The 15252-nt window shown below is 39.7% G+C and carries 10 protein-coding genes; 1 reads left to right on the top strand and 9 read right to left on the bottom strand.

What is annotated here, in order from left to right:
• Positions 1-5: 5 nt before the first annotated feature.
• Together AC04Q1_RS10965 and AC04Q1_RS10960 are read right to left on the bottom strand one after the other, a co-directional pair.
• Complete coding sequence (locus AC04Q1_RS10965) at positions 6-1304, bottom strand: c-type cytochrome (RefSeq protein WP_478364521.1); 1299 nt, start codon at positions 1302-1304, stop codon at positions 6-8.
• A gap of 255 nt (positions 1305-1559) precedes the next feature.
• Positions 1560-2540, bottom strand: a complete 981-nt coding sequence (locus AC04Q1_RS10960; protein WP_055903284.1) for a deoxyhypusine synthase family protein — start codon at positions 2538-2540, stop codon at positions 1560-1562.
• A gap of 605 nt (positions 2541-3145) precedes the next feature.
• On the opposite strand from AC04Q1_RS10960, the gene AC04Q1_RS10955 reads away from it, so the two are divergent.
• Positions 3146-4276, top strand: a complete 1131-nt coding sequence (locus AC04Q1_RS10955) for a BamA/TamA family outer membrane protein (protein WP_478364519.1) — start codon at positions 3146-3148, stop codon at positions 4274-4276.
• 591 nt (positions 4277-4867) lie between these two features.
• Here AC04Q1_RS10955 and AC04Q1_RS10950 read toward each other — a convergent pair.
• The 7 genes from AC04Q1_RS10950 to AC04Q1_RS10920 form a co-directional block, all read right to left on the bottom strand.
• Complete coding sequence (locus AC04Q1_RS10950; RefSeq protein WP_478364517.1) at positions 4868-7246, bottom strand: outer membrane beta-barrel protein; 2379 nt, start codon at positions 7244-7246, stop codon at positions 4868-4870.
• Between the two features lie 5 nt (positions 7247-7251).
• Positions 7252-9438, bottom strand: a complete 2187-nt coding sequence (locus tag AC04Q1_RS10945; protein ID WP_478364515.1) for a M56 family metallopeptidase — start codon at positions 9436-9438, stop codon at positions 7252-7254.
• 16 nt (positions 9439-9454) lie between these two features.
• Complete coding sequence (locus AC04Q1_RS10940) at positions 9455-10870, bottom strand: M56 family metallopeptidase (RefSeq protein ID WP_478364514.1); 1416 nt, start codon at positions 10868-10870, stop codon at positions 9455-9457.
• An 11-nt stretch (positions 10871-10881) separates the two neighbouring features.
• Entirely contained in the window at positions 10882-12441 is a 1560-nt protein-coding gene (locus AC04Q1_RS10935) for an N-acetylmuramoyl-L-alanine amidase (protein ID WP_478364513.1), read from the bottom strand.
• The gene (locus AC04Q1_RS10930; RefSeq protein WP_478364511.1) at positions 12438-12806 is read right to left on the bottom strand and encodes a BlaI/MecI/CopY family transcriptional regulator; all 369 of its coding nucleotides are present in this window, start codon (positions 12804-12806) and stop codon (positions 12438-12440) included. Before AC04Q1_RS10930 ends, AC04Q1_RS10935 begins: the two co-directional genes overlap by 4 nt.
• A 969-nt stretch (positions 12807-13775) precedes the next feature.
• Positions 13776-14447 (bottom strand): DUF1345 domain-containing protein, encoded by a 672-nt coding sequence (locus tag AC04Q1_RS10925; protein WP_478364510.1) that lies wholly within the window; start codon positions 14445-14447, stop codon positions 13776-13778.
• 4 nt (positions 14448-14451) lie between these two features.
• Positions 14452-15234: an O-methyltransferase gene (locus tag AC04Q1_RS10920; RefSeq protein ID WP_478364508.1), complete on the bottom strand. Its 783-nt coding sequence runs from the start codon at positions 15232-15234 to the stop codon at positions 14452-14454.
• Positions 15235-15252 lie beyond the last annotated feature (18 nt).

Raw genomic sequence — 15252 nt, 5'->3', positions numbered from 1 at the left:
ATCTATTAATAGTGGCATTTACCACACTCTAAACCACCCAATAACGCTGGTGTGATTTTCTCGCCTTTTTTAATTTTCTCGTGCGCTTCGATAACCTTAGCGTAGAAAGCATTGTTTTTCTGACCAGAAATATCTGTTTCTTTATGGCAGTTAATACACCATTTCATGGTTAACGGAGAATATTGATAAATTTCTTCCATGGTATTAACTGGACCGTGACAAGCGAAACACACAGGCTCTGTTGGTTGTAATCCTTTTGCTTTACGGATTGCATCTTCTGCAACAACTACGTGTTGAGAGTGGTTGAAGTAAGCAAAATCAGGTAGATTGTGTACACGTACCCACTCCATTGGTTTCGATTTACTCTCGTCGTATTTCTGCGTTTCAGGATCATAGCCTAAAGCACTATAGATTTTTTTGATCTCCGGAGAAATCTCACCATCATATTTATCCCTTGCCTGAACAGCTTTGTGACAGTTCATACAAACATTTAATGATGGAATAGTAGCGTTTTTAGATTTAAATGCTCCGTTATGGCAATACTGACAATCGATCTGATTGATACCAGCGTGCAATTCGTGCGAGAATTTAATTGGCTGTACAGGTTGGTAACCGGTATGAACACCAGTATTCCACATGCCCATCCAACCAAATGAACCTAAACAGATGATTAGACACAAGATAAAGAACATCACAAATTTCTTGTTTTTGAACATCTTGCGCACACCAACCTTTAATGGCACATCTTCTTCAATCTCGATACCTTGTTTCTGTAGGATCAAACGTTCTAACAACTTAGAAGCGCGACCTAAGATCACCAGGATCACGATTGCCAATACCACAATAGCTACGATACCTGCGATTGATAAACCTGAAGTATTGCCATCTTCAGCACCTGCTTTTGGTGCATTTGGATCAACAGCAGCTTTTGGCTCACCTTCTTTAATGTAAGCTAAGATATCTTTTACTTTCGTCTCATCTAACTCCGGGAAGGTAGTCATTGCTACTTTACCGTTATCGTTAAACAATTTAACAGCAGCAGGATCACCTGATGCAATTAATGCCGCATTGTTCGGAATCCATTTTAACAGGAACGATTCTGGGTGACGATCGCTAACCCCGGTTAGGGCAGGGCCTACCATTTTTTGATCTAATGCATGGCAAGAAGCACATTTTGCTTTGAAAAGCGTTCTTCCCTCTTTAGCATCCTGCGCATTTACGGTAGAAACCGCTATTACGGAAATTGCTGAAAATACGAATAACGACTTCCAAACGCTTTTTAAAATCATCGAGATATCTCTCATAATGAACACTTTATACTTATTTAATTTACTTTTTGTTGTGAAATTGATGCTTGAGCCCAGGTAGCCCCATCAAAACTTGAACAAAAGTATAACTTATTAATAAATCCCATGACATAATAGTGACTGGAAATACAATTTATAATCATTCTAAACAAATGTCGTTTCAAGCCATTCAGGCCATAAAAATGCCCATTTTTGATACGAAATCTCAAATGGGCATACCAAAAACCAATTTGGTTTATTAAAATGTTATGATTATTGTTTTAATATCCAGGCAAACATTAGCGGCGCTACAATTGTTGCGTCACTTTCTACGATAAATTTTGGTGTATTGATATCCAATTTACCCCAGGTAATCTTTTCGTTCGGTACCGCACCAGAATACGAGCCATAAGAAGTGGTCGAATCTGAAATCTGACAGAAATAACTCCAGAAAGGAATATTTTCCATTTCCATATCCTGATATAACATTGGCACCACACAGATCGGGAAATCACCGGCAATACCGCCACCGATCTGGAAGAAACCGATTCCCTTACCACCACTGTTCGCAATGTACCAATCGGCTAGCCAGCCCATATATTCAATTCCACCTTTTACAGTAGTGGCAGTAAGTTCTTTTTTCATTACATAAGATGCGAAGATGTTGCCCATGGTAGAATCTTCCCATCCCGGAACTACAATTGGCAAATTCTTTTCGGCAGCGGCAAGCATCCATGAATTTTTAGGATCAATTTCATAATACTGCTCTAAATCGCCGCTCAAAAGCATTTTGTACATAAATTCGTGGGGGAAGTAACGTTCGCCAGCGGCTTCAGCATCCATCCAGATTTTTTGAATGTGTTTTTGCAAACGGCGGAAAGCCTCTTCTTCCGGTATACAGGTATCGGTAACGCGGTTGTAATGGTTCTCTAAAAGATCCCACTCATCCTGCGGACTTAAATCGCGGTAATTTGGAACACGTTTATAGTGTGAGTGTGCAACCAGGTTCATAATATCTTCTTCCAGGTTGGCACCGGTACAAGAAATAATAGCCACTTTATCCTGGCGGATCATCTCTGCAAGTGAAATTCCCAATTCTGCAGTACTCATTGCGCCAGCAAGTGTGATCATCATTTTACCACCCTCATCTAAATGCGTTTCGTATCCTTTAGCCGCATCCATCATTGCCGCAGCATTAAAATGGAGATAATTACGCTCCATAAACTGAGATATTGGTCCTCTAGTATTGCTCATTTCGTTTTGTATTGTTTGCCGCAAAAATAGGTATTTAGGCCGAAAGGTGAAAGCGTAAAAGCGTTTGTGTCAGTCCACAGTCCTGAGTCTACAGTCCATAGTCAAATTAAACTACGTAAATCTTGTTCAGTAGTCGTCCTCCTGAACTTGTTTCAGGATCTTGCATGGAGATGCGACTAAAAAATTCTACCCATTTATCTTATTTTAAAAGGCAATTGCTGCGCTACTTTTAATGTCAGTCCCGCTTTCCGGTATAAGTCCCCGGCTCATACTTCACCTGTGGGCTTTTCCCTTCATCCGATAGCTATCGGATCCGGTTTAGGTGGCTTGTATTTTACAATAATTAAAGTTTGTCCCAACCCGTAGCCATAAAAAATCAACACGGTCCTCCCTCAACCCCAAATAGCACGGCAGATCCGGCCACCTAAACCCAACCTTAGCGGGATGCTCCCAATTCTTCATTGGAGCAGAAGCGGGGGCGGGACTATACCATCCCCAAGTGCTGCTGTACCTGCTTTCCAAAAACTTATGCAGTTGGCAGGCACCAATAAATGAATGACTATTGAACCAATGAACTATAACTAAATTTCCTTTTCTTTGCCCTGATGAAAAAATATTATCTGATTATTTTACTCGCGCTCATTTCAGGAAGTTCGTTTGCACAGATGAAACTGATCAAAAAAATGCTCTCAAATGAAAAGGATACTACCCGTAAAGCCAGTTTTTTACCCTTGCCTGCATTTGGCTATAGTCAGGAAACAGGGTTCGAATTTGGGGTTGGTGCCATTTATTCATTTTATATCGACCGTAAGGATACGCTAAACCGCAGTTCCAATTTCGCTTTGAATACCACCTACTCTACCAAAAAGACCGCAAATTTTATGCTCAAAGGTGATGCCTGGACCAAAGGGAACAAATATCATTTTATTGGCGATATCCGTTTTAAAAACCAGCCCTTTAATTTTTACGGCATCGGCAACAACGCAAAAAAAACAGATGAAGATAAATTAGACCAAAAAGTATTTAAAACTCTTTTCGATGCCGAAATGAATACCTTACCAAAAGCGTATACTGGTGTGTCACTAGGTTTTGAGAATTATAGTTTTATCGACAAGGAGGCCGGAGGCATTTTTAGCACCAACCCAGGCATCTTAGATAAAGACGGCGGATCGGTAGCATGGATTGGCGCATCACAAAGTTACGATACCCGGAACAGCAACAATTACCCAACAAAAGGCTTTTTTGGCAGGGCAACCTATCAATACGCACCCGACTTTTTTGGTGGCGACAGTTTTAACGGCTCGCAGATTAAGGTAGATCTGCGTGGTTTCTTTAGTCTGGCACCAAAAGTAGTTTTAGGGGTTCAGGGCATTTATTATACCATCCAAAGCAAAAGCACCCCATTTTACCTCCTACAGCAATTGGGTAACGACCAGATGATGCGCGGCTATTATAGTGGCCGCTACCGCGACGAAAATCTGATGGCTGCTCAGGCCGAACTCCGCTACCGTTTTATGAACCGTTTCGGTATTGTGGCTTTTGCAGGTACGGGCAAGGTATTCGCCAACGGCCAGTTTAACGGCGATGGACTAAAACCGAATTTTGGTGTGGGCGGACGTTACTTTTTTGATCCTGCCAAAGGTTTAAGTGTACGCTTAGATTACGGAATAGGCGAAAAACTACCAAACGAAAAACGCCAGGCAGGGTTTTACATTGGTTTGGCGGAAGCATTTTAAAAGATGGATGAGGTAAATTGAATGATGTAAGATGGGAAAGGGATAATGGATTTGAAAAAGGATCCAACGCGGGGTTCGTCATTTCGACCGCAGTGGAGAAATCTGCAACAAAGATCCGCTAGTCGGGATTTGCAATCCCGTCTTCAGAACTAAGGATTTATAATCCATAATCTAATGCTATTTCCGCTAAATTTAGAAATTATTACAACCTTTATCCTAAAATCTCTGATACATTAACCGGTCTTTCCCCTATTCCATCATCCATATCACATCTTCCATCATAATCCGCTAGTCGGGATTTGCAATCCCGTCTTCTGAACTAAGGATTTTTAATCCTTTATCAAATGCTATTTCCGCTAAATTTAGAAATTATTACAACCTTTATCCTAAAATCTCTGATACATTTACCGGTCTTTCCCCTATTCCATCATCCATATCACATCTTCCATCATAATCCGCTAGTCGGGATTTGTAATCCCGTCTTCTGAACTAAGGATTTTTAATCCTTAATCCAATGCCGTTTTCGCTAAATTTAAAAATCATCTGATGTCTTAACCGGTTGCCCCTATTCCATATCCCATCTTCCATCATCTAATTGCTTCTCCTCCGCTCCTCTTCATTCCCGGGCTTCCTGTCCTGTTGTTTAATTTTTTCATTTCCGAAAGTATAGCGGAAGCTAATCCGCAGCTGACGGCTATCATAATAGTTGTTGTATTCCTGCCTGATGTTATTGATCAGGCTGTTAAACCGGTAGTGGTTTGTTTTTAAAATATCAGTAGCGGTAAGCGCAATCTGCATCTTTTTATTGAGTAATATTGTTTTGATGCCAAGGTCAAAGTTATACTGGCTTTTATTCCGGTTCAAGCCATCAACTGTAGGGAATTGATACCAGAAACTGGCTTCGCCCAAAATGGTTTTAGAAGGGTTAAAAACGAACTGATTTAAGGTCGAAAAATAAGCCCCAAATCCGTTCAGATTACTTTGGGTCTGTGCGATGCCCGAATGGGATACGGTATAATAAACATCAGCCTGATTGATACTCTCCCACCATTTCAAAACATTAAGCGTAACGGCATTGCTCAACTGATAATGATATCCTGTAATAAAATTAACCGGCTTAGCCGCCTGAATATTGGTATTGGCATCAATAAAATTAACATCATTAAAGCCGTTTGCGGTATGGCTAAAAGATAGTGTAGTGGTGAAGAGATTATTTAAGGTATGCGAGATTTCGATGTTATCGTTATACGATGGCTGTAAAAAGGGGTTTCCTTCGGCATAAGCATACTGGTTGCTGTACCAGCGAAAAGGATTTAATTTGCGGTAAGCGGGCCGGTTGATCCGGCGGCCGTAGTTAAGGGCAAAAGTACTTTTATCGTTTGCACGGTAAGTGACATAAAATGTAGGAAAAAGCCTGAGATATTCGCTCCGATTTTGTTCATTAACCGACAAACCATTAATCTGTGTATACTCTGCCCGCAGGCCTGCCTGAAAATTCCAGCGTTTTAAGCTTTTATTATAGTTAACATAAAGCGCCTGTGTATTTTCCTGGTAATTGAAAAGGTTGGTTTGGCCAGGATCCAACTCGTAAACCTTATTGCGGACTTTGTAAAAAGCAAGATCACTCTCGTTATGAATAAAACTCAGCTTTGCGCCAAAAGATAACTTAAAGGTTTTATAGGGCAGATCTACATCAGCCTTTAAGGTATATACATCTATATTTTGTTTGCTGGTGGAGCGGTATTCGGCAAAGGAACCTGGAATAGTGGTTCCACTTTGAAAATAACTGGTATTGTTAAAAAAACGCTCTTTATCATCGCCATAGCTAAACCAATCGCCGTTAATGGTCAACTGTTTTCCGCTGGTATCTAAAGTTTGTTTTAAATACACATTGGCCGAATGGTAATGGGATCTGATTCTGGCATTGGCATCCGAGTTCAGTACCGAATCCAAATTCCCCGTTTTGTTGTAAACAGAGGTTTTAATGTTTTCTTCCGAATGAAAATTGTTCAGCCCCCCGTTGTACGATAAACCCAATACCGTTTTTGGCGCGGCCTGGTAATCCATGGAGATCTGTCCGCTGGGAACCGTTCTAAAATTCCGGTCTTTATTTACAATATTCCAGGTCTGTGCGGGATAAAAAACATCACTCTGCTCAAAGGGCACGAGCGATCCTTTGCGGATGTTAAAGTTTGAGGAAAGCGTCAGTTTATTTTTCCGGTAACTTAAATTGCCGCCCGCAGCTGCTGTAGAATGAGTAGCCTGTGTAAAAGCAGTATTTATCGAGCCTTTAAAGCCTTCGGCAGTCACCTTTTTGAGTACAATATTGATCAGGCCGTTATTTCCCTGTGCATCGTATTTTGCCGGTGGATTGGTAATCACTTCAATTTTGGCAATATTATCTGACGGGATCGATTTCAAATAATTCGACAGCTCATCTGCTGTTAAAGGCACAAGCTTATCATTGATCAGCACATTAAGCCCACCTTTACCCACCAATGATACCTTATCGTTTAACACCCGCACTCCAGGTACCTTCGACAGCAGCTCCAATGCATCTGTTCCGATGGCGGCAATGCTGTTCCCCACATTAAAAACCGTCCGGTCGATCTTTTTCCCGATTAAAGCTTTCCGAGCGTTGATCTGCACATCAGCGAGGCGATTTAGACTCCCCCGCAGCTGAATATTAATGATGGTATCCGTGGTTAAGCTTAACAGCCTGTTCTCTGCTTTATAATTGAGCATGGAATAAGTGACCGCATACTTTCCAGCCTGTAAATTATTGAAGTGGTAAAACCCGAGACTATCGGTTTGGATGTAGTTTATCCGGTTTTGAGGACCAGAAATTTTGAGGCTAACAAATGGTAAAGTTTTATTCTCCTGGTCAGTTACCTTTCCTGAAAGATTAAGTTGAGCCTTGCAATTGATGATAATAAAAAACAAAACAAGAAACACCCATGCTTTTCTCATCCAAACTATTTGTTGTCCTGCCAAACTTCAGCTTTACCATTGATATCAAACTCTCCATAAGAACCAACCATGGTTATCCCGGTAACTTTATTGCGGAGGGTGAGATTTTTAGCCGTTATTCTTTCCGTATTTTTGTTATAGGTGGCTTCATCAGCTGATATGCTAAAATTCTTATAATCCAGTTTTGCTTTCCCATAAAGCGTAACAATTGATTTGTCACTGCTCATCTTTACAGAATCTCGGGCACTGTATACCACATCTGTTTTTACCTTATGATCTAGCTTTGTTAAAGAATCTCTTATTTTCTGAAGTTCAGCATCATATTTATTAGACCGATTAATGCTACTGCCCGGATTGTCGGCAATATAATTTCCAGTTGCAAGATCAAATACAATTATTTCAGCAGTTGCAGATCCACCTTCGCTGGACTTCAAAACCGCTTTTTTCGCAATCATTTTATTGTTGGCTTTATCCAATTCAACGTATTTGGCTTCCAATCTGCAATTGTTAATATCGATAACCGCATTTTCCATGTACGAAACCTTAAGCTTTACATCTCCGGTTAATTTAGAAAAGGAGATAATTTTAGGCGCTACCGGTACGAAAACTTTGACCGGTTCACTTTTTACCGCAGCTACTTTCTGCTTCCCATCGTTAAAATAAAACCGGTTGTACAACGCTTCATTTTTGATCAGGTATTTTTTAGGTTCAGAATACAACACAATCAATTTATCGGTAGTATAAGTATTCTTCGATACCAGTTTTTCGCCAATAAACTTCACCAGTACCCGATCGCCAACTTTAAAGTCGTTATTCTTTATATTTTGAGCAGCGAGGTTTAAGTTAATGGTAAAGTGGCCATCATTGAGAACGATCTTTTCAATCTTACCATTCACATCTTTTTGTATAGCTTTAATTTTAGAGGAAGCAGAACGCGCTTTATTGGCTTCATACAAAAAGGCATGATTTTCTATTTTCCGCTCGTAAATTAAGCTTCCGGTTAAAGTGGTGATCTTTGTTGCACTATAAATTGGCCCCTTTGTTTCTGCGATAACCTTACCTTTTCCATCCATTTTCCTCATATTAGAGCCTTTACCCATGATGTAAGCGATGAGTTCATCACCAACCTTGATTTTTTCTTTAAAATTGGCGGCCTCAATCGGGTAAATCTTTCCATCTGATAATAAGTCGAATGTATAAAAACCGATTGCTTCTTTTTTAATGTTAAGCACTTTCCCCTTTAAAGTCCCTTGATAAAAATCTTTCGGGGGTTTGCTTTCCTCTTTTATATTTTGCGCATACACCACCTGAACAGCAAATAGCCAAAGCAGTCCCAGCACTACAGGGATGGCCAATAAGTACGTTAATTTTTTCATGTTTGCAGATTTAGCGTGGAACAACATTTTAATACGCTCTTTAATCGGGCTCTTCACAAAATTGTGGATCAGCGGCATATCACTTTTGCTGATCGCCAGTTTTAATAAGAGGTTGGCATAAGCCTGATGACCAAAGCTGGCCGAAGTAATTTCATCGGCTTCGTACTCATGTACCTGTTCTAAAGCTTTGTCGTACAGGTAAACGATGGGGTTAAACCATAAAACAGCTTTACCTATCATGAGCAATATTTTATCGATAGAATGGAATTGCTTTGCATGCACTTCTTCATGTTTAAGCAAAACGGCCAGATCCTGATCACTTAAAGTACTTCCATTGATAAAAACATAGTTAAAAAAGGAACAGTTGGTAAAACCTTTTGCTTTATCGATCAGCTTCAAACCGTTACCATTTTTGGTGTAACTCCCGGTATGTTTAAGCAAAACGAACAAGCGCCATAAACAGCTGAGCAGTAAAAGCAAAGCGATGCCGCCATAGGCGTATGGAATTAACCCTACCCAATCTATTTTAGGTGCAACTTCTGGCTGGTATTCGACCACAATAGGCTGAATAAATTGCATAGGTGCAGGATGAACCGGTTTTAATTCAGGCATATCTGCAAGCTCAGTTTTCAACGGGGGCATTTCGCGTTCCACGTTAAACTGTAAAGCCGGAATAACAAAACTTAATAACAGCGTAACCAGCAGATAAAAGCGGTTTATCTTAAAGAAGGTCAGTTTTCTTAAAACCAGCAGATAAAATCCGAAGAACAATACCGTACAGGCGGTAACTTTTAATAAGTAGCTTAATAGTTCCATGTGAAGGCTATAATGATTAATTATTTAGCTTAATAAATGCATCATATTTTGCTGAATATTTAGGATATAGCTTTTTCATTAGTTCTAAACCGCTACCTATGGAGTAATTTCTATAATTGCTTATTTTTTCCACATCGAGCTTTTTAAATTCATCCTCATTGTATTCATTACCATCCACAATGAACAAAACTTTTCCACCAACGGGTATATCAGTACTACCATAGCTGCCATTAGCGAGTGTTATTTTAATCACCTCATAAGGCTCTCCATCATCATGTTTCTGGGTATACCTGATAAAAAGATCATCATCTGACAATCCCCTTTGTATTTTTACGTTATCAATCTCTTGCTTTGAAGCATATATTATTTTATTCGACACTGTGCTTAGAATTACCTTACCCTTAGAAAGGCCTGATGATTTTACACTTTTGGGACTTATACTTGAAGCATATTCCTTCCCATTAATAACTTCTATTGGGTTTTTACCAATATTCGCATCTTCTACCAAAAGCAACTTATCTGCTTTCGCTGTAACCTTTACAGGTATTACATATTTAAAAGAGAAACTCCACAGCAACACTGCTAATACAGGAATAATAGTTAAATAAATAATCTTTTTCATTTTGTTGGATTTATGATTGAACAACATTTTAATTCTTGCTTTTATAGGGTTTTTAGCGAAACTGTTTACCAAAAGTTTTTGCTGTTCACCCGTCTTAACCGCCATATTCAATAGCATATTTGCATAAGCCTGAACAGGCAGTTGATTCGCAACATATTCATCAACCTCATACTCATGCTGCTCTTCTAATGCTTTCTCCAAAAGATACATGACCGGATTGAACCACAATATTGCTTTAAGAAAAAGCAAAAGGATTTTATCAAACGAATGGTATTGTGAGGCATGCCCAGCCTCATGCGCGACGATGATCTGCTCCTCTTCATCAGAAAAGTCGCTCCGGTTAATAAAAATATAATTGAAAAATGAGCAGTTGGTAAAACCATCTGTTTTATAAATGATTTTCAATCCATTCCAGCTTTTATCAGCCCTATCTAAATATTTTACGATGTGGTATAGTTTAGACAGCGCAAAGCTGGTCAAAACAACAACAATAAATAGGTAACCATACCATAAAACATCCTGCCATTGAATAACTGTTGCACTCACCTCTGTCAAAGCAGGGTGTTGCTGTAGGTTTAAAACCTGTGGCATAGGATTACCTGTTTCTTTTGCCTGTAACGACGGAATGGAAATTGTTTCCTGTGTTATCGAAATCTGTAAAGCGGGGATAACGAAACTCAGCAACAGTGTAACCAGCAGATAAAAACGGTTGATTTTAAAGAAGGTCAGTTTTCTTAAAACCAGCAGATAAAATCCGAAGAACAGTACTGTACAGGCAGTAACTTTGAGCAAATAGGTTAACCATTCCATAATTGTAATATTTAGCAACCACGCTTAGAAAAAGCGACAAATCCATCTAAAATCAGGTTGCTGATCCTACGGATATTCTTTTCCTGATTGATATAATCCAGTGTTTTACGGTCTGAAATATTGCCAAGCTCAATTAAAACAGCAGGTATTTTAGATTCACGAAGCAACAACAGGTTGGCGTCCTTCAGCGAATCCTTTACTTCAAGCCCCTTCAACTGTTTCAGGTGGCCTAAAATACCCGCGCCCAGGTCTTCGGCACTTTTAATATTGCCATTCAGTTTTGACACATATACTTCAATTCCGCCAAAAGGTACAACTGCATTGGCAAGCGTTGCGTTATGGTGGATGGATATAAACGCGGTAGCTTCTTGTTTTGGTAAACGGTCTCTGAGGGAGATATACTCATCTGTATTTCGCGTTAATATTACTTTAATCCCTCTTTTCGCTGCCTCTATTTTCAAAATATTTACGGCCCTTAAGTTCAGGTCTTTTTCTTTTTGCCCATCCAAAGCACTTATGGCCCCGTCTTTTCCTCCATGTCCGGCATCAATAATCAATGTAGGTTCTATTTCATTAAAAGCTGGCCTCGCATTTGGATTAACCTTTATATTGCCCTTTAAATAATTTAGGGCATAAACATTGGGGGTTTTAGGAGCATCGGCAGAGGCTTGATTTACATTGGCTTTATTCGCCACCATAATTTCTTCACGGTTTACAAAAGCCATACAGCAGATCAACAAAACAGGAATTACAGCTACATAGGCAAGCTTTTGCAACTTTACATTGGGTTCTTTGTACAACATCATGATTCTATTTTTTAGTGGAAGTTTACTAAAACTGTTAATGACTAAATTTTGAGCAGGCATGGCCAGGTTTAAAAGCAAAGAAGCGTATTCCTTTTTATCGGCAACTTTAGAAGTTTCCCGGTCGGCCAGAAATTCGTGGTTATGATCGATGGCGTTCCGCCAGAAATAAATAACCGGGTTAAACCAAAGAATTGCGGTGATGAGGTTTACCAAAAGTTTGTCGAAGGCGTGCAGCTGCCTTACGTGTACCGATTCGTGTTTGATCACCAGCTGCCTTTCTGCCCGCTCCAGGGATGAATCAACAATAATCTGGTTAAAAAAAGAACAGTTTTTTATATCCGATTTTCCGTCTACCAGAATCACAGCACCATCCCGATCTACAACATGTTTACGCAACTGCATCCGGATATGTGCCATCATCAAGAGCATCCTGAAAACAAGGGTGGCTAAAATCAGGCAATAGCCATACATCAGTACCTGGTTCCAATTAGTTGCAGTGTACACCGAACTTCCTCCATCAAAACCATCCTGCTCTATAAAGCCATCATTATTATAAGCTATATTTGATGGAATTTCTTGGGTAGCTACAACCACTTCATGCCTGTTTTCGATAGTAATGGCCGGAATACTGAAACTCAGCACTAAGGTCATCAATAAATAAGCACGGTTCAGGTTGAAAAACGTGAGCTTAGCCAGTAAAAACTGATAAACCGCAAAGAAAATCAGTGTGCAGGCCGAAACCTTTAACAAATAGATTAAAATCATGGCTTTGTATCCTGGTTAATGATCTTTTTAATTTCTTCTATATCCTTTTCACTTAGTTTTTCTTCTTTTACCATGAACGATAAAAGACTGGTTGGAGAATTATCAAAATAGCCTGAAAACAGTTTGGAGAAAGTGGTTTTGGCATATTCATCTTTCGTGATGGCCGGAAAATACTCGTATGTTTTTCCGTAAGCTTTATAGTTCACATAACCTTTCTTTTCTAAAAGCCTCACAATTGAGGAGATGGTATTGTAAGGCGGTTTAGGTTCTTCTTCCAGCTCGTCGATAATATCTTTCACAAATGCCTTTTGCAGTTTCCATAATACCTGCATAATGCGCTCTTCTGCTTTGGTTAATTCTTCCATACCCAAATCTATAACTTACTTTTCAGTTTTACAACTACAAAACAAGTTATATTACTGAAAAATCAGTTCAAACAAATAAACAACTGATTAACAGATAAATAAAATGAATTTATTTTTTAAAGGAATTGAAAAGGCTTTAATTTATTTAGGTCCGGATTGCAAATCCAGACAAACGATACCTGCTGGTCGGGATTTGTAATCCCGTCTGCCGAGCTAAGGATTTGTAATCCTTATTAACTATCCAGGCCCGGATTATAAATCCGGACCAACACACCTTGCTAGTCGGGATTTGTAATCCCGTCTGCCGAGCTAAGGATTTATAATCCTTATAAACTATTCAGGCCCGGATTATAAATCCGGACCAACACTATACCTTGCTAGTCGGGATTTGTAATCCCGTCTGCTGAGCTAAGGATTTATAATCCTTATAAATTATTCAGGCCCGGATTATAAATCCGGACCAACACTATACCTTGCTAGTCGGGATTTGTAATCCCGTCTGCTGAGCTAAGGATTTATAATCCTTATAAACTATTCAGGCCCGGATTACAAATCCGGACCAACATTATACCTTGCTGGTCGGGATTTGTAATCCCGTCTGCCGAGCTAAGGATTTATAATCCTTATAAACTATTCAGGCCCGGATTATAAATCCGGACCAACACTATACCTTGCTAGTCGGGATTTGTAATCCCGTCTGCCGAGCTAAGGATTTGTAATCCTTATAAACTATTCAGGCCCGGATTATAAATCCAGACCAACACTATTTACTTAAACCTTGCTAGTCGGGATTTGTAATCCCGTCTGATGAGCTAAGGATTTGTAATCCTTATAAACTATTCAGGCCCGGATTGCAAATCCAGACCAACACTATACCTTGCTAGTCGGGATTTGTAATCCCGTCTGCTGAGCTAAGGATTTATAATCCTTATAAACTATTCAGGCCCGGATTATAAATCCAGACCAACACTATTTACTTAAACCTGCCAAAGCATTGATCGTTAAGGCCACAATTACCGTATTGAAGATAAAAGCGATTAAACTGTGCAACAGCGAAAGCCTTCTGAGCTTCCGGTCTGAAATTTCTACGTCAGAAACCTGGAAGGTCATGCCGAGTACAAAAGAGAAGTAGGCAAAATCGATAAAATCGGGCTCATCATCCCCTGGGAATTCCAATCCCGAACCTTTTTTATCCTTGCCGCTTTTTTTATTGTCGCCATAATACAGATGCGCATAACGCATGCTAAAAGTGGTATGCACCAAAAACCAGGATAAAAACATACCCGCAATGGCCACTACCAAATCTAAAGGTTCGATATCTTTATTGATCAGCAACAGCACAACCGCCAGTAAACCGGCGAAGGTAGAAACCACCACAATGGCAAAAATTTCGCCACGGGTTTCGTCCTGCATTTTGGCTTTGAGGTGTGTTTCGGCGGCAGAAGTATGAAAAAACATATACCAGTGGAGGGTAATCAGGATTAAACAGAATACATCCCAGCCCAACATGATGTGCGTGAGCACGCTCATTTCGATAAAAAGTGAAACCAGATAAACTGCAATCCCCGAAAACAGGCTGATCAACAGGATAAATAATGCTGATCTTTTTTGAATACCTTTTAATTTCGGTTCGACTTCCATTTTCTTAAAATTTAAGCTTGAAGTGTTCTTTTGCCTGTCCTTTTTTAAAATACACCAGGCCGATCCAAAACAGATCTACGGTTACGGTAACATCCGGATGGTTTTTTATTTCGGTCCAGGCTTCTTTCATGCCTTCACTCCAATAAATATCGTCAAAAATTAATAAGGAATCTTCATTAACTTTTGGCAGGCACCACTTAAAATAATTCAATGTCGCATCTTTACGGTGGTTGCCATCAATATATACAAAATCCAAACTGGGCTGTTTGGCAATAATATCCGGCAAAATGAGGTCGAAATTGCCTACATGAAGCTCAATATTATTTAAATCCAGCTCCTCAAAGTTCTTCCGCGCCACTTCGGCTGTTTGCGGACAACCTTCAATAGTGATAATTTCCGCTTCGGAATTGGTTTTAGCCAGATAAGCGGTAGTAATACCTAAACAGGTACCCAATTCGATCGCACTTTTAGGTTGGGTATGTTTGGCCAGACGATAAATCAGCTTGGCTAACCGCGGACTTTTCAACGCATTCTTCGCAATCTGGCTCACTTTCTTTGTACGGTTTTTATTGAGGTGAGAACCCGCTCCAAGGTCTGTAACGGTGATTACCGAATCGTCATTAAAAAGTTTTTTTCGCTGTTCTTCTATGTTTTTGTATTCAGATTTGTTGGTAAAATCGTAAATTACCTCATCAGCTAGCTTGTACACGAAGGGCGAGTGCGTTCCATGTCGGCTTTTTGCTGTTAAACGGTGTTTAAGGTAATCGGTAATAAATTGAAATAACATAATATTGCAAAAGTAATC

The sequence above is a fragment of the Pedobacter humicola genome (assembly GCF_056490705.1).
Note: the sequence above shows the minus strand (reverse complement) of the source record. Positions and strands in the feature narration are given on the sequence as shown.

Excerpts from the sequence above, each read along its gene's own strand:
- AC04Q1_RS10945 (WP_478364515.1), bottom strand. The coding sequence starts at position 9,438 with ATGGAACTATTAAGCTACTTATTAAAAGTTACCGCCTGTACGGTATTG.
- AC04Q1_RS10960 (WP_055903284.1), bottom strand. The coding sequence starts at position 2,540 with ATGAGCAATACTAGAGGACCAATATCTCAGTTTATGGAGCGTAATTAT.
- AC04Q1_RS10965 (WP_478364521.1), bottom strand. The coding sequence starts at position 1,304 with ATGAGAGATATCTCGATGATTTTAAAAAGCGTTTGGAAGTCGTTATTC.
- AC04Q1_RS10930 (WP_478364511.1), bottom strand. The coding sequence starts at position 12,806 with ATGGAAGAATTAACCAAAGCAGAAGAGCGCATTATGCAGGTATTATGG.
- AC04Q1_RS10940 (WP_478364514.1), bottom strand. The coding sequence starts at position 10,870 with ATGGAATGGTTAACCTATTTGCTCAAAGTTACTGCCTGTACAGTACTG.
- AC04Q1_RS10925 (WP_478364510.1), bottom strand. The coding sequence starts at position 14,447 with ATGGAAGTCGAACCGAAATTAAAAGGTATTCAAAAAAGATCAGCATTA.
- AC04Q1_RS10935 (WP_478364513.1), bottom strand. The coding sequence starts at position 12,441 with ATGATTTTAATCTATTTGTTAAAGGTTTCGGCCTGCACACTGATTTTC.
- AC04Q1_RS10950 (WP_478364517.1), bottom strand. The coding sequence starts at position 7,246 with ATGAGAAAAGCATGGGTGTTTCTTGTTTTGTTTTTTATTATCATCAAT.
- AC04Q1_RS10955 (WP_478364519.1), top strand. The coding sequence starts at position 3,146 with ATGAAAAAATATTATCTGATTATTTTACTCGCGCTCATTTCAGGAAGT.
- AC04Q1_RS10920 (WP_478364508.1), bottom strand. The coding sequence starts at position 15,234 with ATGTTATTTCAATTTATTACCGATTACCTTAAACACCGTTTAACAGCA.